The sequence below is a fragment of the Ruminococcus sp. genome (genome assembly GCF_024684275.1).
In genome coordinates, this window is the sequence record NZ_JAIKXF010000009.1 from 15,791 (window position 1) to 37,714 (window position 21,924).

18 protein-coding genes are annotated in these 21,924 nt (G+C 48.5%); 16 read left to right on the forward strand and 2 right to left on the reverse strand.

The window, feature by feature from the left end; genetic code table 11:
• Positions 1-106 precede the first annotated feature (106 nt).
• Complete coding sequence (gene deoD, locus K5677_RS00795; RefSeq protein ID WP_296723550.1) at positions 107-817, forward strand: purine-nucleoside phosphorylase; 711 nt, start codon at positions 107-109, stop codon at positions 815-817.
• 339 nt (positions 818-1,156) lie between these two features.
• Positions 1,157-1,687, forward strand: a complete 531-nt coding sequence (locus K5677_RS00800) for a hypothetical protein (RefSeq protein WP_296723552.1) — start codon at positions 1,157-1,159, stop codon at positions 1,685-1,687.
• A gap of 258 nt (positions 1,688-1,945) precedes the next feature.
• Here the strand turns inward: K5677_RS00800 and K5677_RS00805 are convergent, their stop codons facing one another.
• Both K5677_RS00805 and K5677_RS00810 read right to left on the reverse strand, forming a co-directional pair.
• Entirely contained in the window at positions 1,946-3,319 is a 1,374-nt protein-coding gene (locus K5677_RS00805) for an ABC transporter permease (protein ID WP_296723554.1), read from the reverse strand.
• Positions 3,306-4,046: an ABC transporter ATP-binding protein gene (locus tag K5677_RS00810; protein WP_296723557.1), complete on the reverse strand. Its 741-nt coding sequence runs from the start codon at positions 4,044-4,046 to the stop codon at positions 3,306-3,308. Before K5677_RS00810 ends, K5677_RS00805 begins: the two co-directional genes overlap by 14 nt.
• Positions 4,047-4,469: 423 nt before the next feature.
• On the opposite strand from K5677_RS00810, the gene K5677_RS00815 reads away from it, so the two are divergent.
• From K5677_RS00815 to rplB, 14 genes are all read left to right on the forward strand, one after another.
• Positions 4,470-7,406, forward strand: a complete 2,937-nt coding sequence (locus K5677_RS00815) for an extracellular solute-binding protein (RefSeq protein ID WP_296723558.1) — start codon at positions 4,470-4,472, stop codon at positions 7,404-7,406.
• Between the two features lie 148 nt (positions 7,407-7,554).
• Positions 7,555-8,481, forward strand: a complete 927-nt coding sequence (locus tag K5677_RS00820) for a sugar ABC transporter permease (protein WP_296723561.1) — start codon at positions 7,555-7,557, stop codon at positions 8,479-8,481.
• Between the two features lie 12 nt (positions 8,482-8,493).
• The gene (locus K5677_RS00825) at positions 8,494-9,372 is read left to right on the forward strand and encodes a carbohydrate ABC transporter permease (RefSeq protein WP_296723563.1); all 879 of its coding nucleotides are present in this window, start codon (positions 8,494-8,496) and stop codon (positions 9,370-9,372) included.
• 188 nt (positions 9,373-9,560) lie between these two features.
• Positions 9,561-11,063, forward strand: coding sequence for a hypothetical protein (locus tag K5677_RS00830; protein ID WP_296723565.1), 1,503 nt, complete (start codon positions 9,561-9,563; stop codon positions 11,061-11,063).
• Positions 11,060-11,689 (forward strand): Yip1 family protein, encoded by a 630-nt coding sequence (locus tag K5677_RS00835; RefSeq protein ID WP_296723568.1) that lies wholly within the window; start codon positions 11,060-11,062, stop codon positions 11,687-11,689. Before K5677_RS00830 ends, K5677_RS00835 begins: the two co-directional genes overlap by 4 nt.
• A gap of 4 nt (positions 11,690-11,693) precedes the next feature.
• Entirely contained in the window at positions 11,694-14,510 is a 2,817-nt protein-coding gene (locus K5677_RS00840; RefSeq protein WP_296723571.1) for a DUF5696 domain-containing protein, read from the forward strand.
• 4 nt (positions 14,511-14,514) lie between these two features.
• The gene (locus K5677_RS00845; RefSeq protein WP_296723574.1) at positions 14,515-15,453 is read left to right on the forward strand and encodes a sugar ABC transporter permease; all 939 of its coding nucleotides are present in this window, start codon (positions 14,515-14,517) and stop codon (positions 15,451-15,453) included.
• A gap of 13 nt (positions 15,454-15,466) precedes the next feature.
• Positions 15,467-16,483 (forward strand): carbohydrate ABC transporter permease, encoded by a 1,017-nt coding sequence (locus K5677_RS00850; RefSeq protein WP_296723577.1) that lies wholly within the window; start codon positions 15,467-15,469, stop codon positions 16,481-16,483.
• Between the two features lie 207 nt (positions 16,484-16,690).
• The gene (locus K5677_RS00855; protein ID WP_296723579.1) at positions 16,691-18,505 is read left to right on the forward strand and encodes a glycerophosphodiester phosphodiesterase family protein; all 1,815 of its coding nucleotides are present in this window, start codon (positions 16,691-16,693) and stop codon (positions 18,503-18,505) included.
• 460 nt (positions 18,506-18,965) lie between these two features.
• Positions 18,966-19,280, forward strand: coding sequence for a 30S ribosomal protein S10 (gene rpsJ, locus K5677_RS00860; protein WP_009985001.1), 315 nt, complete (start codon positions 18,966-18,968; stop codon positions 19,278-19,280).
• 110 nt (positions 19,281-19,390) lie between these two features.
• The gene (gene rplC / locus K5677_RS00865) at positions 19,391-20,023 is read left to right on the forward strand and encodes a 50S ribosomal protein L3 (RefSeq protein WP_296723581.1); all 633 of its coding nucleotides are present in this window, start codon (positions 19,391-19,393) and stop codon (positions 20,021-20,023) included.
• Positions 20,024-20,040: 17 nt separating this feature from the next.
• Entirely contained in the window at positions 20,041-20,664 is a 624-nt protein-coding gene (rplD, locus tag K5677_RS00870) for a 50S ribosomal protein L4 (RefSeq protein ID WP_173461114.1), read from the forward strand.
• A complete protein-coding gene (rplW, locus tag K5677_RS00875) occupies positions 20,664-20,957 on the forward strand; it encodes a 50S ribosomal protein L23 (RefSeq protein ID WP_173461115.1) in 294 nt (97 codons plus the stop codon). The genes rplD and rplW overlap by 1 nt, the downstream gene beginning before the upstream one ends.
• Positions 20,958-21,030: 73 nt before the next feature.
• A complete protein-coding gene (gene rplB / locus K5677_RS00880) occupies positions 21,031-21,864 on the forward strand; it encodes a 50S ribosomal protein L2 (RefSeq protein ID WP_173461116.1) in 834 nt (277 codons plus the stop codon).
• Positions 21,865-21,924 lie beyond the last annotated feature (60 nt).

Here is a 21,924-nt window from a genome sequence, read left to right on the forward strand (position 1 = left end):
TTATCTGTAGGAGCTGATGCTCATATCAGCCTGATTTGTTTCGTGACTTAACGGGGCGATGCGGGCGTCGCCTCCATGTATTATTTACTAAAAAGGAGGGCTAATTATGCCGACACCACACAACAACGCAAAGAAGGGCGATATCGCCAGGACAGTTCTCATGCCGGGAGACCCCCTGAGAGCAAAATTCATTGCCGAGAATTACCTTGATGATCCCGTATGCTACAACGAGGTCAGGGGAATGTTAGGCTTTACGGGAACCTACAAGGGAGTCCCCGTATCCGTACAGGGCAGCGGCATGGGTATGCCCTCTATCGGTATCTATTCATGGGAGCTTTTCAACGAGTATGATGTTGATAATATAATCAGAGTAGGCACAGCAGGCAGCATAGCCGATAAAGTAAAGCTCCGCGACGTGATAATAGGCATGAGTGCAAGCACCAACTCCGCCTATGCGTCACAGTACAGACTGCCGGGCACCTATGCTCCGACAGCCTCATGGGAGCTTCTCTCTGCGGCTGTAAAGGCGGCAGAGGCTAAGGGCAGCAGCTTCCACGTAGGAAATATCCTCTCCAGCGATACCTTCTACGATGACGCAGACAGTCTTGCTGACTGGCAGAAAATGGGAGTTCTCGCTATAGAAATGGAGGCAGCGGCTCTGTATATGAATGCTGCAAGGGCAGGGAAGAACGCTCTGTGCATACTTACGGTCTCGGATTGTCCTCTCAGAGGTGAGTCTACCACCGCAGAGGAGCGCCAGACTACATTCAGAGACATGATGGAGATAGCGTTAGAGGCTGCATATTCAGTAAAATAGTTCATCAGCAAAACCGCCGCAGGGCGGTTTTGCTTTTATCTGTGCTCAGCAGACATTAAATAAGAAAAACTAAAGAAAATTAAGATAACTTTAAGATTATTTTAAGGTTGGAACGTTATATTATAAGTGGATTAAGTAATCCCCCAATTCCCCTTCTATATTTATTCATTTCATTTGTTTAGGCTATGCATTCTATGCATAGCTTTTTACTTTTACATTGTTTTATGTCAAAGTGCGGCACGGAATAAACTTTTTCTGCGTTTCTCTTGCTTTTTTAGAGCTAATATGATATAATCATTATAAATTCTAAAGTATTTTTTCTGAATAAGGGGGAACAGCATGAATAACAATAATTACGGCGAAAATAACGAAACAGAACAGAATAACAGCGCATATCCTCAGAACGATCCGTATCAGCAGCCGTACAACGGTTTCCCACAGCAAAACGGCTATCAGCAGGGAGGCTATCCACAGCAGGGCTATCCTCAGAATAATTACTACGGCGGTCAGCCGCCATATAACGGCTATCCACAGCAGGGAGGCTATCCCAACTATCCGCAGGGCAATTATCCGCCTCCGCCGCCGATGTACAACCCGTACACCGTGCCTAAAAAAGAGGGCACAGCAGGCTTTGGCATAACAGCGCTGGTAATGGGCATACTGTCGATTCTTGGTGGCTTTTGCTTTTATGTCTGCGGAATCCCATTTGCGGCGCTTGGCATCATATTCGGTATTGTCGGGCTTATAGTCAAGGGCGGCAAGGGTATGGCTGTCGCAGGACTTATCCTTAGCGTATTCACCCTTGTGGGCGGATATATCATCTGGGACCTTATCACAGGCGGTCTGTGGGAATTTCTTGGAGACCTTTAACATCAGTACATCTCTAAAGACATAAATTGGTTTATATAAAACATACAACAGGGCAGTCGGTCAGGGCTGCCCTGTTGTATGTTGTGCCAAACTTAAAAATAACTTTTTTGAAATTCAACCTGTTCGCGTTGAAAAAAGCTCCTTTTTGCGCCATATATGAAAGGAGTTTTTTACTGCGGACAGGTTATGCTGAAATAAAAAGGCGCAGCAGCTCCGCGTGGGAACTGCTGCGCCTTTTCATGGGGAAAGGGAAGAGGATTAATCCTCGGTGGTTTTGCTTGATTTTTTGAACCTGGACTTCTGTCCGAAGTTGAGCGAGATAGTGAGTATCTTGTCAGACTTGAAAAGCTTGAGAGCAAAGAACATCACTACTGCAAAAATTATTATCTGATAGCCGAGACCTAACCAGAATGCGGCAGTATTTCCGAACATCAGGTTTGGCATGGCGGTGAATGTGTGAGTAAAGGGGATAGCGTAGATAATGTATTTAGCCGCTGTGGGGAGTGTGCTCACGTCTGTGAACATTGTTATCATCCACGGTATCATTACCATCATAACTATGGGGAGCAGCATGGTCTGTGCTGACTTTGAGTCGTTTACCAGAGCTCCGAGGATAATTGATAATGCAAGGCATATCATTATTGTAATAAAGAGCTGAACGCCAATGAGCACATAATCGAAAGCTCCCAGCTGGAGTCCGAGCTGTTTTAATGCGTCACCTGAGGACATAATACCTGAGATAGCGCCCTTTGCTGATTCGGCAGCGTCCTGAGGGAGGCTTGAGGTTATATCCGAAGCCATTGAGCCCATCATACCTGTTGTGTATGATGTGAATCCTGCCATCATAACGCCTGCATTGAGGAGAGCCACGATAGCGGCTGCCAGCATTTTAGCTGTTATTACAGAGCCCCTTGATACAGGAGTGGATAACAGAGTTTCCAGCGTCTTGTCTATCTTCTCGTTGGATATGGAGGAGATAAGGGACTGTGAAGTCATCATTATGAGCAGAACAACTATGATAGGAAGCACCATATTCTGCATCATGAGCTTTGTCATAATAGAGCCCATAGATACCTGAGCAGATTTGTCAGCAACTACGGTATGCTCTGTAACTTTAAGAGGATCCTCGATAGTCAAGAGCTGTTCCTTGCTGACACCCTTCTGATCCGCTAACTTCTGTGAAACGAAAAGTGTTACAGAGGACAGCGTATTTTCCGGACCTGACGTCATATTGCTGAATGCAGCTGCGCCCTGTACCTTGCTTACGGAGAAGACCTCGGGCTTTTCACCCTTTTCAACAGCCTCACCGAAGCCCTTAGGGATAACGACGAAGCCCTTTAGTTTTTTCTGTTCCTTAAAGGCAGAGGCGAAATCGTCGCCCTCAACGGTAACAAGATTTACCTTGCTGCCGCTTTCCTTGAAGGATTCTATCATTTCCTCGGCGAGAGGGGAATCATCCATGTTGCAGATACTGAGCTTATTGCTCTTTGCCTCCTCGATGATCTCACTTGTAGCCGACTCCATAACGTTGCCCATTATGAAGAATATAGCCACAGTAAAGATAAGCGAGAATATCATCTGCTTGTTTACGAGCTCCGAGAGCTCCTTTTTGAGCAGGTTAATGAACTTCATTCTCTTTCACCACCCTTTCAAAAACGTTCTCGAGATTCGGCGCTTCGTAGCGAGCCTTCAGCTCGTCGGGGCGGCCTGTCACCATGAGGTGACCTTTTGAGATGATGCCGACTCTGTCGGAAACAAACTCTATCTCAAGCATATTATGTGATGAGAGAAGGAAGGACATACCCTCTTCTGCTGCCAGTCTTTTTATCATTTTGCGTATCTCGATAGCGTTGAGAACGTCGAGACCGCTGGTTGGCTCGTCGAGTATAGCGAGCTTAGGCTTTGTCATTACAGCTCTTGCAAGGAGAAGCTTGCGTATCATACCGCGGCTGTAGCTGCCGATCTTATCGTTGAGCCTGTCGCCGAGACCGCATATTTCCTTTGCGCGGTCAATGTATGAATTGAGCTTATCTATATCCGATGTGAAAAGTCCTGCCATAAAACGCAGGTACTTGATACCTGTCATCTGCTTGTAAGCGCCTGCTTCATCGGGGAGATAGGTGATACATTCCCTTACCTTTGCAGGAGCCTTAACGATGCTGTGACCTGCGACAAAAGCGTCGCCTGCGGTCGGGGTGAGCAGAGTTGAGATCATTCTGATAGTAGTGGTCTTTCCTGCGCCGTTAGGGCCGATAAGAGCAAATATCTCGCCCTCGGCAATTTCAAAGGAAACCTTATCTGCCGCAAGCACCTTTGAGTACTGCTTGGAGAGTTCCTTTACTTCGAGTACGTTTGCCAAAAATATCTCTCCCTGTAAACGAAATATAGTAGTATAACTTATGCTTTTCTCTATTAATATCATATCATATAACAGGGCGTATGTCAATACAAAATGTAGAAACGCAAGCAAATTTTACACTCTATTAATAATTAGTAAATTGGCTCGTCCAATTTCTTGAATCAGGGGCAAAAAACTGGAGCAACCTACAGTTTATTTTTCTTCCCATTGTACAGTATTATCATAAAAACAGGTTTTTAAGCTAAATTATTAGTGGTAAAAAATATTATTTATAATTTGGAAACACCCTATTTCTTGACATTGTACTATAAATTTGCTATACTGATTTTTGAAGAATATGTACAGTCCGCTAAGTCAGCGGCAGGGCTGTCAGTGCGCATTATCTGCGCATTTTTATTTGTATAAAAGGTGGTGAGGTCGGAGATGAACAGGTTGCTGCGCAGATTTGCCGCAGGAGCTTTTGCGCTGGTGGTCGGAGCACAGGCGGCTGTGGGCTCAGTTTCGGCTCTTGCTGCTGAAAATATAGTATCCATAGAGACAGCGGCTGCAATGGCAAGAGACTATTATAATATAGAAGCTCCCGATGATAAGGTGATGTCCTACAGCGAGTATTACGATGAATATTCTCGCAGACCGAGTCCGCAGAGTCAGATATTCATCAGTGCCGCAGATTTCAAGGACGCCGAAAACGGCGATATCACCACAGGCAGCTTTACCGACGACAGCGGTGAGAGCCGTGATGATGTGCTCCTCTGGAACAGTCCCGAGGGTGGGGTGACCTACGAATTCGAGGTCAGAGAGGCAGGAAAATACTGTATAGAGACAAGCTACTGTCCCATGATATCCACAAGCTCGGATATAGAGCTGAAAATGGAGATAGACGGTGTACAGCCCTATGAAACTGCTTCACGGCTGAAGCTTAGTCGGGTATGGGTCAATGAGAGCGATATTTACACGGATATACGTGGAAATCAGGTGCGTCCCTCACAGGTCCAGCAGACTATGTGGCAGAGCTGTTTTTTCGGCGATGTGGACGGGCTTTTCAGCGAGCCACTTTTCGTATATCTTGAGGAGGGCAGGCATGAGCTGAGATTTACCTCCGAGAGGGCGCAGCTCGCCATTGAGAGCTTTACGCTGAGAGCTCCCGAAAAGCTGCCTTCATACAGCGAATATGCAGCTTCTGCGGAAGCCGATATGACCGTTGAGGAAACTCCCTCGGCAAGCTTTAAAATAGAGGGTGAGAGCGCAGCTTACAAGTCCGACGCTACTCTTTACCCGACATATGATAACAGCAGCTACCTTGTTTCACCCTCCGATCCGCGGAAAATGGTGTACAATACCCTCGGCAGCGGAAACTGGAAAAAGGCGCTCCAGACCGTAACATGGGAGATACCCGAGGATAAAGTCGGCGCAGGGGGCTGGTATAAAATAGGTATAAAGGCTCGTCAGGATCAGATACGCGGCTTTGACTCAAACAGGCGCATATATATTGACGGAAAGGTACCCTGCGCAGAGCTTGACCGCGTGAGGTTCAGCTACGATACTGACTGGTCGCTGGTCAGCTCGAAAAGCGGCGGCGATGACGTATATATATGGCTTGAGGGCGGAATGCCCCATACTATTTCAATGGAGGCTGTTACGGGGGACATCGGCGTGTATCTCAGAAGCCTTGAAAATGTTATAAAGTCGCTCAATGTCTATTACCGCAAGGTCCTGATGATAACAGGTCCCAATCCCGATAAATACACTGATTATTATGTCCATGAAAAGATACCGCAGCTTGTCGATATGTTAGATATACTGTCCATTGAGCTGAGAAACGCTCAGCGAGGGATAGAGAAGCTTGGCGGCTCAAAGGGCTCTGAGGCGGCTGCCCTCGAAAATATGGCGGTTATTCTGGAAAAATGCGTGGAAAAGCCCCTGCGGATACCCGATTATCTCTCTCAGATAAAGGACGGCAGCACCGCTTTGTCGGCGTGGCTGAGAGATAACCGCGACCAGCCCTTAGAGGTAGACTATATAGAGTTCGCAACGGCGGACAGAAGCTTCACAAGCTGCGATGAAAAGCTCGGAAAGTCGCTGAAATTCGGGCTTGACGCCTTTATAGGCTCATTCTTTGAGGACTATACTACGCTTTCAGATGTGACAGGTGAGGAGGCGATAAACGTCTGGGTATCCCTCGGACGTGATCAGGCGCAGGTGGTCAAGGAGATGACCGAGAATCAGTTCATGCAGGATACGGGGATACCTGTATCCGTGAACCTTGTAACAGGCGGAGTCGTTGAGGCTTCTCTTGCAGGGAAAGGTCCTGATGTGGCACTGTTTCTCGGGGGAGAGTTCCCGGTGAACCTTGCTGTAAGGGATATGCTTGTGGATATGTCGGAGTTTGAGGATTTCGATGAAGTAATGGGGCGTTTTCAGCCCAATGCCGCCACACAGTATACCTATAACGGCGGCTGCTACGGACTGCCCATAAGCCAGACCTTCCCCATGATGTTCTACCGCACCGATGTTCTTACTGAGCTTGGCTATATTTCGCCGCCCGAGACATGGGACGAGCTTAGGGATATGCTGCCTGCATTGCAGAGGAATTATATGTCCGTGGGACTTGTGCTCCCGCCAAATAGTATCTCACCTGCAACAGAGACAGGTCATACCTTTGCCATGCTGATGCTGCAAAAGGGTAAGAACTACTATAACGATGCTCAGACTGCGTCTGTATTTGATTCCGCAGATGCTGTTCAGGCGTTTGAGGAGTGGACGGACTTCTATACAAAGTACAGCTTTGAGCAGACCTATGACGCATTCAGCCGTTTCCGCACAGGAGAGTACCCTATAGTTATTGCAAATTATACGTTTTTTAACCAGCTTATGGCAGCTTCGCCAGAGATCAACGGCTTGTGGGACTTCTGTCCCGTGCCTGCAACTGTAAGGGCTGACGGAACTCTTTCTCATGCGGCAAATTCCAACGGCGCAGGTGCTGTCATATTCAACAAGGTAAAAAACAAGGAAAATGCGTGGAGGTTCGTGAAATGGTTCACGGATACGGATACGCAGGTGCAGTACGCGGCACAGATAGAGGGGCTTCTCGGTACTATGGGACGCTTCGATACTGCAAACGTTGAGGCATTAGGTCAGCTCTCATGGTCAAAGGACGAGCTGTCAAGGCTCAGGGCACAGCAGGCTGAGCTTGCGGAGATACCCGTGACACCTGCTTCATACGCGGTTACGCGAAATATAATGAATGCGTTCAGAGAGACTATAAACGAGAAGAAGAATCCCCGTGATACTCTTATCTGGTATAACAGGGACATAAACGATGAAATCACGAGAAAGCGCAAGAACCTCGGACTTGAATAAGTTGAGAGTTGAAAGTGGAGAGTTGAGAGTTAATGTGTTCTATTGTCGCCGCAGGCGGCACCTCAACTGTCAACTCTAAACTCTCAACTCTAAACTAAATCATAATTTTGCATAGCAAGATTATGATTTGCGAAAGGAGTGTGAGAAAATGGCAGTCAATGCAAAGGAGTCCGCAAAGGGCAGAAAAGGCGAGCTTTGGCGCGAGATAAAGCGGAATAAAGCCTGCTATGGCATGATAGCGCCCTTTATGATATTTTTCATAGTGTTCACAGTAGTGCCTGTGCTTATGTCCCTGCCTATGGGCTTCACAGATTTCGACATGGTAAGACCGCCGAAGTTCGTGGGACTTTCCAATTTCACCACCCTTTTCCTTTCGGACAAGATATTCATACGCTCTATAAGGGTGACTATCGTTTTTGCACTTCTTACGGGACCTGTCAGCTATGTGCTGTGTTTCCTGCTGGCTTGGCTCATAAACGAGATGAACCCCAAGCTGAAAGCCATATTCACGCTTATATTCTACGCGCCCTCAATGGCGAATGTGTATACCGTCTGGCAGCTTATCTTCAGCGGCGATATGAACGGCTATGCTAACTCTTTTCTTATAAATCTGGGATTCATCACAAAGCCCATACAGTGGCTCACCGACGGACGCTACGTTCTCGGAGTCACCATAGCGGTACAGCTGTGGATATCTCTCGGAGCAGGATTCCTCGCGCTTCGTGCAGGATTCCAGAACATAGACCGCTCCATGTACGAGGCGGCGGCTATCGAGGGCATCCGCACAAAATGGCAGGAGCTCATTTACATCGTTATCCCCTCAATGGGACCTCAGCTCATGTTTGCGGCGGTAATGCAGATAGTAAGCTCATTTACCGCTGGTACTGTCGCGCAGAACCTTGTGGGCTTCCCGAGTACGGATTATAAGGCACATACCATAATGACTCACGCCTTTGACTACGGCTGGCAGCGCTTTGAAATGGGCTATGCTTCGGCGATATGCATGATACTTTTCATTGCGATGTTCCTCTGCAACAGGCTCATAGCCAAGGTGCTGGGCAAATACATGGATTAAGGGGGCGGAGCTTTGGCAAATACAGATACTTCGAAGCTTCGCGCTTCAAACAGACAGGCAGGCAGAAAAATAGGCGGCAGTGTGTTTATATTCATAGTACTGGCTGTTCTCGGACTTTTCATGGCTCTGCCCATATATCTTACGGTGATAATGTCAATAAAGCCTGTGGAGGAGCTCTTTGTGTTTCCGCCCAAGCTTTACGCTGTTAGACCTACTCTTGATAATTTCAGCGATATGTTCAGAGTGCTCCACCAGAATCGTGTTCCATTTTCAAGGTACGTGTTCAACAGCGTATTCGTAACGGCGGCGGTAACGGTGCTCCAGTGCTTTTTCTCGTCAATGGCGGCATTTGTGCTGGCAAAGTGCAAATTCCCGGGAAGCAGGCTCATAAACGGCGTGATAGTAGTCGCACTGCTGTATCAGAGCAGTGTCATTTATATAATGCAGTACATCGTCATGGCTAAGCTGCACATGATAGACACCTATATGGCGCTGATATTTCCAGCCATAGCTTCGCCTATGGGACTTTTTCTCATGCGTCAGTCCATAAGTCAGGTACCCGATGCCATGATAGAAGCCGCCAAAGTGGACGGCGCAGGACTTTTCCGCATATGCTGGCAGGTAGTGATGCCAAACCAGAAGCCTGCCCTGATGACGCTGATAATATTCGCATTTCAGGGAGCATGGAATATACAGACCGGCTCGGTAGTTCTCAAGGAGCAGTATAAAACTCTGCCGACAGTGGTATCACAGGCGGCTGCCTCGGGACTTGCAAGAGCAGGCGTAGCTATGGCGGCTGCGGTATTTCTTCTGATACCGCCTATACTCATATTCATGCTGGCACAGCGTCAGGTCATCGAGACTATGGCACATTCGGGTATTAAGGAATGAGCCGTTAGCCCTTAGCCATGAGCCGTTAGCACTTGTAGGGGCTGCCTTTGGCAGTCCGCAGCTAACGAAATAACTTAAAATGACCGTATGTAGGGGCGCACATTGTGCGCCCGAAAGCTAAAGTCTAAAACGGGCGAACACTGTTCGCCCCTACAAGCTAACGGCTGCAAAGAAAGGAAGTGAAGCAAATGAAGTCAAAACTGAAAAGAATTATCACAGCGCTGGCTGCATTTGCTGCACTGGCTTCTCTCGGCGTGTCCTCGGCAGCAGCCGCAGGCGCTCCTTATGAAAGCTACAACTACGACCGCTGGGGGGACGCTATACCCTCTCAGGCAGGCTATCTCCCTGACCGTACCCTGTCAGGTGCTGACCTCGGGGCAGGAGCCTTTGAGAGCCCAAGAGATATTTTTTTTGACAGCAATGGAGTGCTGTATATTGCCGATACAGGCAATGACCGCATAGTTGCTGCAAATGCAGAGCTTAACGGTGCAGAGCGCATATACGACCGCTTTACCATGCCGGACGGCTCAGAGACCTTTCTCAAACAACCTATGGGAGTCTATGTTTCGGCGGAAAAGGGCCTTATTTATATTGCTGATACTGAAAACTCACGTATCCTCGTTTCGGATATGGAGGGCAATGTTCAGCAGGTGATGACCAAGCCTCAGACAGCTGTCTACGACCAGAAGCGAACCTTTCTCCCTCAGCGTGTTGTCGCCGATAAGGCAGGAAATGTCTATACAGTTCTCGGCAATATCACCACGGGAGCTGCAATGTTCTCTCCGGGCGGCGAATTTATGGGATTTTACGGAGCTAACCGTGTTGAGCCTACCGCAAAGATAGTCAGCGAACATTTCCGCGGACTTTTCATGTCCGACGAGAAAAAAGCCAACCGAAAAAGGACAGTGCCCACGGGTATCACAAGCTTCGATATGGACGGGGATTTTATTTTTACCTGTACCTCGTCATCTACCCAGAAAACGGATACCGTCAAGAAGCTCAACGCGGCAGGCAGGAATATCTTTGCCGATAAGGAGCTCTATTTTGGCGACTACAAGCCCGTCTACGACGCAACTCAGAACAAGATGTATTCGCCGTCTATGGTGGACATTGATATTTCCGGGGACGGCTGTATAAACTGCCTTGATTTTACTACGGGCAGGGTATTCCAGTACGATGAGGAGTGCAATCTGCTCTTTATTACGGGAGCTATCGCCAAGCAGACAGGCGGCTTTGACCATGCGGCGGCTGTTGAGTCCTTCGGTGACAGGCTGTATGTACTCGATTCCTCAAAGGACACCATAACCGTATTCAGAGAGACCTCATTCGGCAGTATAGTTCACGAGGCGGCTTTATTATATAACGGCGGCTATTACGAGGAAGCTCTTGGACCGTGGCTGGAGGTGCTGAAGCGTGACGGAAACTATCGCCGCGCATATGTGGGCGCAGCTTCGGCACTTCTGAGAAAGGGCGACTACAAGAGCGCTATGAAGTACGCAAAGCTTGCGGACGCAGGAGACATTTACAATAAGGCTTTCGAGGGCAGGCGCAGGGAGTTCCTCAAAGAGAATTTTACGGCTATAGCGGCGGTGCTGGTGCTTGGTATCGGCGGACTTACAGCTTTGGGAAAATACAGAAAAAATCGCAGAAATACGGCTGAAACTGAGAAAAAGGAGGCGGAGCAGCTATGATGGAGCTTACTCAGAAGCAGTGGGTAAGACACGCGGTAACTCACCCTGTTGAGGGCTTTGAGGATATGCGCTGGAAAAAGGCAGGCTCGCTGAAAATAGCCATGCTCATAGTTGTTCTTCTCTTTTTCGGGCAGATAGCCCACGGACGGCTCTACGGCTTTCAGTTTGTGGTCACCTACGACAAGACCTTCAATATCGTTCCATATATAGTTGAGAGCTTTGTGTATTTCGGCGCATGGGCAGTAAGCAACTGGGCTGTGTGTACTCTCCTTGACGGTGAGGGAACTCTGCGTAACATCACGATTTACAGCGCTTATGCTCTCATACCGTATATAGTTCAGCTGTATATCAATGTCATACTTTCACATCTGCTTATATGGGACGAGTATGTGTTCATGCAGATAATAGAGCTCATCGGCGTTGGCTGGACGGTGATACTTATGTTTTCAGCCATAAGGTCTGTACATCAGTACAGCTTCAAAAAGACGCTGGCGGCTATAGGCCTCACACTGGCGGCTATGCTGATAATGCTGTTCCTGCTGGTTCTTTTCATGTCGCTGATACAGCAGATATTCATCTTTATATCCACCATTTATACGGAGCTTTCCTACAGGGCAAAGGTATAGGACTATGGGAAGAATATCGAAAAAGCTGCTTTTATGCCTGCTGGCAGTATCGTCACTGACGGTATCGGGCAGCGTTTATGCTGACAGCGAGGGCAGCGAAGCTGCCACACAGGCGGCGGAAGCCGCTGAGAAAAGCGCTGAGCCTGAAAAGGCGAAGCGCTATGAAGCCGTGGAAAAGGCGGAGCTGTCCGCCGAGGATGCGGAAAGGTATCTGAATAAGATAGGCTCCGCCGACGGCTTCGATGTGTACATACGAGAGGATAAGTTCGAGGATAAGCTCTGGGAAGCCGCAGGCGGCAAGCCCAAGAGCAAAAAGGACTACACCGAGGAGCAGAAGCTCCTTGCGGACAAGATCGCCAAGCTGAAAAAGCTGGGCAGGCTTGTGGCGATCGATACAAAAACAGGGCAGGCAGCGGCAAGCTTCAAAAGCGGAAACGGCTGCGACGAGGGCAAGCTCTGGGTGAGCGAAGCAGGCAGATTCTTTATCATCACGGATAAGGACGAGACTAAGGTCATAAGGCTTCGTCAGGCAGTTTCCACCCTTGACAGCAGGTATGCCTTCATATCCGCTGACGGGAAGTCTCTGGAGCTTCTCCGCAAGGATATGAAGCGCCCCGACGAGATATTTGAATACGACGGCAGAGAGGACGGAAAAGCCGTCTATAGGTCGGAAAGCGGCAGCTTTGCATGGCTTACTGCTGATAAGAAACATTTTCTCGGCGCATTCCGCCGCGGAGCCGAAAACGACAGCTTCCGTATGCTCATTGACGACAGAACAGCAATATTCGGCATTGAAAACAAGGAAACAGGCTATATCTGGTGGTCTTCGCCTCTTGAAGCCTCTCAGGACAAGCTTGCTACAGGACTTATTGCAGATGAGCTGCGTTCCTCAAATATGCTGAGGTACGGCGTTCCTCTCAGCCGCTCGGGCAACAATATGCTGCGTTCCGGCAGCGATAATGACTGCACATTCACTGTCAGCGATGTACAGGGTGGTATCCGCGTGACGTACAGCTACACAGGGGCAGGCTTCAAGGTGCCTGTGGAGTACATTTTGGAGGACGATCACCTTCGCGCCAGTGTCAGGGTATCGGAGATAGAGGAAAGCAGCCCTGCTAATATAGCCACGGAAATGACCGTGCTCGGCAGCTTCGGTGCGGCTTCTGACAGTGAGGAGGGCTGCTTCGTGATCCCCGACGGCAGCGGAGCTCTTGTGCACTTCAATAATCAGCGGACAATGCAGAATAATATATACCAGCAGCGCGTTTACGGCGATGATGTTACGGCTGTGCCCCAGAACAGGGGAGCAGTGGCAGAGCAGATATATATGCCTGTTTTCGGCATTGTCAAGGAGGATAACGCTCTCCTTGCAGTTGCGGCAAAGGGCGATTCCAACGCCTATCTTACGGCAAATGTGTCAGGGCAGTCCAACAGCAGCTACAATATCTGCAATTTCACGTTCATTCTCCGCGGCACCGACAGCTTCTATATGTCGGGCAATAACCGCGATAAATACACGGTATTCGAGCGCGGAGCCATTAAGTCCGACGATATTGAGATGCTGTACTATCCTATCTCAAAAAAGGGCGCGGATTACGTTGACGTTGCAGAGCGGTACAGACAGTATCTCATTGAGGAGCAGGGCGTGAAGATACGCAGCAGCGCGGACAATGCCCCCATGTACCTCGACCTGTACGGCGGCGTTATGAAGAAAAAGCCTGTGCTTGGCATACCGATCTCGCTTAAAACCTCCGTGACAGACTACGGACAGGCGGCTGAGATAATCGGCGGTCTCAAGGATGCAGGCGTAAAGGATATGGTCATATCCTACAATAACTGGACAAACGACGGCATAAAGAATAAGGTGGATACGGACTGCAAGCCTTCGGGCAAGCTGGGTGGAAAGGGCGATTTCAAGGCGCTCACCGACCTTATTGATGACAGCGGCTACAGTTTCTATCCCGTATCGGACAACAGGGATTTCCGCTCTGGCAACGGCTATTATCCCTTCTCGGATACATCTGTGAGAGTTTCAGGCTCATATTCACGTATCGTCAGCTATGACAAGGCTTATGGAGTTCCCGACGGTTTCAGAAAGAACCTGTCTCTGCTGTCTCCCGGCTATTTCCCTGAGATATTCAGCGATATAGCCGAGAACTTCTCAAAGGCAGGTCTCAGCGGTGCTGCTCCTGCGAATCTGACAGCGTCACTTTACGGCGACTACGGCAGGAAGAACATTTCGCGCGCAGGGGCTGAGAAGCTCCTTACCGAGGGCTATGCAAAGCTTGACGAGAAGCTGGAGGGCGGCATACTTGCAGACGGCGCAAATGCCTATGCACTGCCCTATGTGAGCCATATCACGGGAGTTCCCATGACCTCAAGCCGCTTTGACCTTTTTGATGAGGATATACCCTTCTATCAGATAGTGCTTCACGGAGTTATACCCTATTCTGCGGCGGCTGTCAACGGAAGTCCCGATCCCGAAAGGGCACTGCTCATGGCGGCGGCTTCGGGAAGCAATATAAGCTATGATATGATATACGAGGAGACCGGTGAGCTCAAGGATACCGACCTTGACGGGCTGTTCTACGCAAACTATAAGGGCTGGCTGGATACTGCCGCAGAGGACTACAGGCTTCTTGCACCTCTGCTCAGTGCAGTTTCGGACAGCTTCATCACGGACTATGAGCAGAAAGACAGCATCATCACTACCGAGTTTTCAAACGGCACGGTGGTGACTGCTGACCTTGAAGCCATGACCGTGAAATATAACGGCTCTGTGATAGAGCTCGACAGAAACAGGGAGAAAGGAGAGAACTGACACTATGAGCGATAAAGCGCAGGCTTTGGGTAAGACTGCAAAGAAGCGACGCGGTCTGTCATATGAGCGGCGGAAAGCCCTGTACGGCTACGGATTTATAGGTCTGTGGCTGGTGGGAGCAGCGGTGTTCTTTCTGATACCTCTGGGGAAGTCGCTGTGGTACTCATTTTCTGATGTTTCCATTGATCCCGGAGCTGTCCATACCCGATTTATAGGCGTGGACAACTATTTCAACGCCATCGGTGAGGATCCGTACTATATGGAATATCTGGGTGAGGTCCTTCTGGAAACTCTCTGGAAAACTCCGCTGATACTGATATTCTCGCTGTTCATCGCGGTAATACTCGATCAGAAATTCCGCGGCAGGGCTCTCGCAAGAGCAGTATTCTTTCTGCCTGTCATCATCGCTACAGGTCCTGTGTACAGGATAATCAGCGGCGATATGGATTCTACAGGCAACTCTGGAGCAGCACAGTTCTCTACCATGTTCTCTACTGACCTTGTAGGCGAGCTTATGCAGTTTCTCGGCATCTACGGGCTAAGCGACAGCATGAGCACATTCATCACTGCTGTGGCTGACAATGTTTTCGGCATAGTCTGGAGCTCGGGCATACAGATACTCCTGTTCCTTGCGGCTTTGCAGAATATCCCTCCCTCGGCAAAGGAAGCTGCAACTATGGAGGGGGCTACGGCGTGGGAGTACTTCTGGAAGATAACCTTCCCCTATGTCGGACCTTTCATACTGGCGAACCTTATATTTACGGTAATCGACTCATTTACAAATCCTATGAACAAGGTCATGGAGCGTATCTCAGCCATGAGAAGTCAGTTTGAATTTGGCATTGCGGCTTCGATGGCGTGGATATACTTTGTTATCGTACTTGCGGCTATAGGTATCATAACCATTATGACCAGCCGCTTTATCTACTATGAAAATGAATGAGGAGGCGGTAATTATGGCAGAAGAAGCAGCAAAGAATACCGCAGAGCCTCAGAAGCTCAGCAAAAAGGAAGCAGATAAGGCACGAATGAAGAATATGTCGGCAGGTGAGAGAAGGTATCTCATGAGACTTGCCGCACAGAAAAGGATATGGAAGGTATTTCGGTTCGTCATACTCGTCGGACTGGGTTTTGTCATCATGTATCCTCTGATATATATGATAAGCTGCGCTTTCCGTGAAAAAGCCGATATGAGTGATCCCACGGTAATGTGGATACCACGTCATTATACCTTTGACGTTATCACAGAGACCTTAGACGCTATGGACTACTGGGAGACTCTGGGAACTACCCTGCTGCTGAATATCGGCTGCTCGCTCCTTCAGGTCATATCCTGTGCAGTAACGGGCTACGGCTTTGCAAGGTTCAGATTCAAGGGGAAAAAGCTCCTCTTCGGCGTCGTTATAATGATGATACTTGTACCTCATCAGGTAATATCCCTGCCGCTGTATACTCAGTTCAGATATTTCGGCATAAAGGGACTGTTCTCGCTGAATCTCATCGACACAAAGCTGACTATGTATCTCCCTGCAATGACTGCCAACGGCATAAGGGCAGGACTGATGATACTCATATTCCGCCAGTTTTTCAAGGGTATGCCGAGAGAGCTGGAGGACGCCGCTTATATTGACGGCTGCGGACCGTTCATGACCTTTGTGAGAGTTATGGCGCCCAATGCGGCTTCGGCATTTCTTACGGTGTTCCTGTTTTCTGTGGTGTGGTACTGGAATGACTATTATGTGAGCAGTACATTCTTTACAAACACCAAGACTATAGCTATAATGCTGTCAAATCTGGACAACGAGCTGAAGGCTGCTCTGTTTGACGATCCTACGGTGCAGATAAGCCCGAGAGAGCAGATAGTCTGGAAAGAGGCAGGCTGCCTGCTGAGCATAGCTCCCGTACTGCTGATGTATGTGTTCCTGCAAAAGTATTTCACTGAGGGCATAGAGCGTTCGGGACTTGTGGGCTGATACGGACGTTTGGTAATTTATATGGGCATCTCTAAAAACCTGTTTGCTCAAAAGCAGGTTTTCAGAGATGCCCATATATCTTCTATACAAAAATTATATACTTCTTTCTTCGGAAAGGCGGATATTTTATTGACAAAGGCAGATTCCGCGCGTATAATTGAAATATAATCTCACGGCTTGATGTGCCGTAATCGTTCGGAGTTTGCAATGAAAAAAATAATACGATCTACAGGAGTATTCATCAGAGCAATGCCTCACTTTCTCGGCTTTGAACTGCTCTTTAAGCTTATGCTTCTGGCTATAGGTACGCCGATACTGGCTATGCTCCTTAAAGTCACCATGAAGCTGGCAGGAGTTACCTATCTCAACGATGAGAACCTGCTCACCTATTTAAGGCACCCCTCAACTATCATCGTTATAATCATGATGCTCTTTGCCTTTGCCTCTTTCTCTTTTGTAGAGCTTTCAGCCCTTGCTGCCTGCTTTTCATGCAGCAGCAGAAAAAAGCGTATCTGGGCAGGAGGAATGTTCAGAACAGGACTTAGAGCCTTCGGCAGGGTGTTCAGGGGCTCGGGGATACCTGCTTTTCTGGTGTACATGGCGGTAATGCCTCTGGCGCAGTTCTCGCTGTCCTCAGGTATGTTCATGGCTCCCCTCATGCCTCTTATGCAGAGGATATTCTATTCCGTCAACAGCAAGGCGGCTGTGGCGGCTTATATACTTGTACAGCTGCTGTTTATCATACTTATGATAAGCTCCTGCTACAGCATACATTACCTTATACTTACCAAATACTCGTTCCGCGACTGCGTAAAGAAAAGCAAGCAAAAAATGAGCGGACAGCGCTTTAAGATGATATTTTCGCTGTTTCTGTGGAGCATCTCTGTTGTGCTGCTCATAGGAGCCATAACATTCGGTCTCAGTTTTATCATCATCTTTATCATAAAGGGCTTTTCAAGCCCTAATTCAGCGTTCAAATCGGCACTCAAGGTGCTTCGCTATACATGGAGCATATTTACCGCAGTATCTGCGTTCTTTTCGGCTCCTGCGGTCATGTGGTGGATAACAGAACGCTTTATGGAGGACGAAAAGGATGAGGAGCTTATCCTTCCTGACAGCAAGGACAGCAAGCTCCACGTCGGCAGAAAGGCGGCTGTCGCGGCAGTGCTCATTGCTGTGTCGGCGGTTATGAACCTGTCCTACTTCAAGGCGCTGTATCGCGGAAACATCAATCTGAACGTGGGAATAATCACCCGTACACACGTTACCGCTCACAGAGGCTTTTCAAGGAAGGCTCCCGAGAATACCCTGCCTGCTTTTCAGGCGGCTCTGGACTGCGGTGCGGACTTCATAGAGCTGGACGTTCAGCTCACAAAGGACGGAGAGCTTATAGTTATACACGATGACAAGCTGGACAGAACTACTGACGGAAACGGCTTGGTGAAGAACTATACCTATGAGGAGCTTACAAGGCTGTCCGCAGGAAAGTGGTTCGGCAAGGACGGTGCCTTTGACGATGTGAAGATACCGCTGCTTTCTGAGGTACTTGAGCTCACAGGAAAAGACATAATGCTGAACATCGAGATAAAGAAATCGGGCAACCCGAAGGCTACTGCTGAAAAGGTGGTTGAACTGGTAGAAGAATACGGCGTTGTGAATTCATGCTATGTGACCTCGTTCTCGTACCCTGCCCTGAAAAAGGTAAAGCAGCTCAATCCGAAGATAAAGACGGCGTTTATCGCTAATCTTGCCACATCTACCTCCTATGCGCAGCTGCCCTACATTGACGCCGTGAGCATGAACTATCTGTTCGTGAATCAGAGCGTTGTGAATACCGCTCATCATCACGGAAAGCGAGTTTTCGTCTGGACTGTGGACAGACAGAGCGAAATGCAGAAAATGATGGCTCTGGGCGTGGACAATATCATCACCGACTGTCCCGATAAGGCGCTGGAGGTCGTGGATTCGCAGAAGGTGGGCGATACCGTGCTCACGGTCCTTAAATTCATTTTCGGAAGCTGAGGCAGAGCAGCTCCTGCGGAAAAATATCCTTTGGAGCTGCTTACGATATATTGTTAAAACAAAATTATCGTTCATTAAAAATTTACAAATGCAATTTCTGCAAACTGTTGATTTATCCCTATATATGTGATATAATTGATTACGTTGAGTGCGCTGAAATGCGCACTGACTGCACGAAGATATGCGTTGAAACGGAAGGTTGCTGCCGGTATGGCAGGTAATTTCCGCGGAGTATGTCCGATTTTAAACCGGGCGAATGGGATATCGAACACAGTTTGTGGTTATGATTCACGCAGCTTGCGTATGCGTGAGTTGTGCTCTTTTTGTGCTCATATTATGCAAAGCCGCTCGGAAAACTATGGTTTTTCGAGCTTTTTTATTAAGATGAGGCATGAAACACACGGAAACGTGTGATATTCCAATCTGCGTCCCCGTAAAATTCTTCAAGGAGGCGAAATAAATGGCAGTCAACGAAAAGATCAGATTCAAGATCAAGGGTTACGATCACGCTACTGTTGATATTGCAGCAGCTAAGATCGTAGAGGCAGCTAAGAGAAGCGGTGCAAGAGTTTCAGGACCTATCCCGCTCCCCACAGATAAGGAAGTAGTTACTATCCTCAGAGCTGTACACAAGTACAAGGACAGCCGTGAGCAGTTCGAGATGAGAACTCACAAGAGACTTGTAGACGTTATCCGTCCTACAGACAAGACTACAGCTGCTCTTGACAAGCTTGAGATCCCCGCAGGCGTAGACGTTGTTATGGAAGTCAAGTAATTGACTGATATTACGCTTGGAATTACCGCTCGGGAAGCGGAATGACGGTGATCCGTCGGTCACGTTGATGCGTAAATCATCAACCAATAACCTAACAGGAGGAAATGAAAATGCAGAAAGGCATTATCGGTAAGAAGATCGGTATGACTCAGATCTTCGACGAAGCAGGAAAAGTTGTTCCTGTAACAGTTGTTGAAGCCGGCCCATGTGTCGTTGTACAGAAGAAAACTGTAGAGAACGACGGTTATGCAGCACTTCAGCTGGGCTACGGCGACGTTAAGGTACAGAGAGTAAACAAGCCTATGAAGGGTCACTTCGACAAGGCTGACGTTGCTTGCAAGAAGAACCTCAAGGAATTCAGACTTGAAGACTGCGACGCTCTTAACGTTGGCGACATCGTTAAGGCTGATGCTTTTGCTGTAGGTGACGCTATCGACGTTATCGGTACAAGCAAGGGTAAGGGATTCGCAGGTGCTATCAAGCGTCACAACCAGCACAGACTCAAGGAAACTCACGGTACAGGCCCTGTTCACAGACAGGCTGGATCAATGGGTGCTTGCTCATCGCCTTCAAGAATCTACAAGGGCAAGGGCATGGCTGGTCACATGGGCGCTGAGCAGGTTACTGTTCAGAACCTCGAGATAGTTAAAATTGACGTTGAAAACAATCTCGTCGCTATCAAGGGTGCAGTTCCCGGTCCTAAGGGCGGAATCGTATATATCGTTGACAGCGTTAAGGCTTAAGGAAGGAGGAAACGTAAATGTCTACAATTTCAGTATTTGATATGGCTGGCAAGCAGGTTGCTGAGACAGAGCTCAACGATGAGATCTTCGGCATCACTCCCAACGAAGCTGTTATGCACGCAATGGTAGTGAATTACCTCGCAAACCAGAGACAGGGCACACAGTCAACACTTACAAGAACAGAAGTAAGCGGCGGCGGAAGAAAGCCCTGGAGACAGAAGGGTACAGGTCATGCAAGACAGGGCTCAACACGTGCTCCTCAGTGGTACCACGGCGGTGTTGCTCTTGGTCCTAAGCCCAGAGATTACAGATACGCTCTCAATAAAAAGGTAAGAAGACTCGCTATGAAGTCTGCTCTTTCCACAAAGGTGCTCGATAACAACATGATCGTTCTTGACGCTCTCACACTCGACAGCTTCAAGACAAAGACTATCGCTGATATGCTCAAGGCTCTCGGCGTAGAGGGCAAGGCTCTCATCGTTACAGCAGAGGCTGATGCAAAGGTTATCAAGAGCGCAGCAAATATCCCCGGCATAAAGACTGCCGCTGTAAACACTCTTAACGTATACGACATCCTCAACTATGACAAGTTCATCGTTGTTAAGAATGCCGTTGGAAAGATCGAGGAGGTGTACGCATAATGAAAACAGCTCAGGATATCATTATCAAGCCCGTTATCACTGAAAAGTCAATGGACGGTCTTCAGGTCGGCAAGTACACCTTTAAGGTAGCTAAAGACGCTACTAAGCCCGAGATCAAGAAGGCTGTAGAGAAGCTGTTCGGCGTAGAGGTTGCTAAGGTAACTACTATGAACGTAAACGGCAAGATGAAGCGCCTCGGCAGATATCAGGGTATGACAGCTTCATGGAAGAAGGCTATCGTTACTCTTACTGAGGATTCAAAGGCTATCGAATTCTTCGAGGGTATGTATTAATCCCCTTATTAAATAGGAAGAATCAAGTATGGGAGTAATGCTCCCGCGAAAAATGCATTAAAGGAGAAAAGTTATGGCTATTAAAACCTACAAGCCTACGACACCTTCGAGACGTCAGATGACTGTAACTGATTACTCGATCCTGTCAAAGGTTGAGCCGGAGAAGAGCCTTCTCGAGCCCCTTAAGAAGAAGTCGGGAAGAAACAGCTACGGCAGAATAACAGTTCGCCACAGAGGCGGCGGTAACAGAAGAAAGTACCGTGTAATAGATTTCAAGCGCGATAAGGATAACATGATCGCAACAGTTATGACTCTTGAGTACGATCCGAACAGAAGCGCATTCATCGCTCTCGTTCAGTACGAGGACGGCGAGAAGAGATATATCCTCGCTCCTAACGGCCTCAAGGTAGGCGACAAGATCGAGTCCGGTTCTGAGGCTGATATCAAGCCCGGCAACGCTCTCAAGCTCGCTGATATCCCTGTTGGTACATTTATCCACGCTATCGAGCTTTATCCCGGCAAGGGCGCTCAGCTCGTAAGAAGTGCCGGCAACCAGGCTCAGCTCATGGGTAAGGAAGGCGCATATGCTCTTATCAGACTTCCTTCCGGCGAGATGAGAAAGGTTCCGATCGGCTGCAAGGCTGCTATCGGTCAGGTATCAAACATCGACCACGAGAACGTTAACTACGGTAAGGCTGGTCGTGTAAGAAATATGGGCTGGAGACCTACAGTCCGCGGTTCTGTAATGAACCCCTGCGATCACCCGCACGGTGGTGGTGAAGGTAAATCACCTGTTGGCCGTCCCGGACCTGTAACCCCCTGGGGTAAGCCCGCTCTCGGCTACAAGACTCGTAAGAAGCACCACAGAACTGATAAGTTCATCGTAAAGCGCCGCAACGGCAAGTAATCTGAAAGGAGGAACTTGATAAATGAGTAGAAGTATCAAAAAGGGACCTTATGTCCAGGA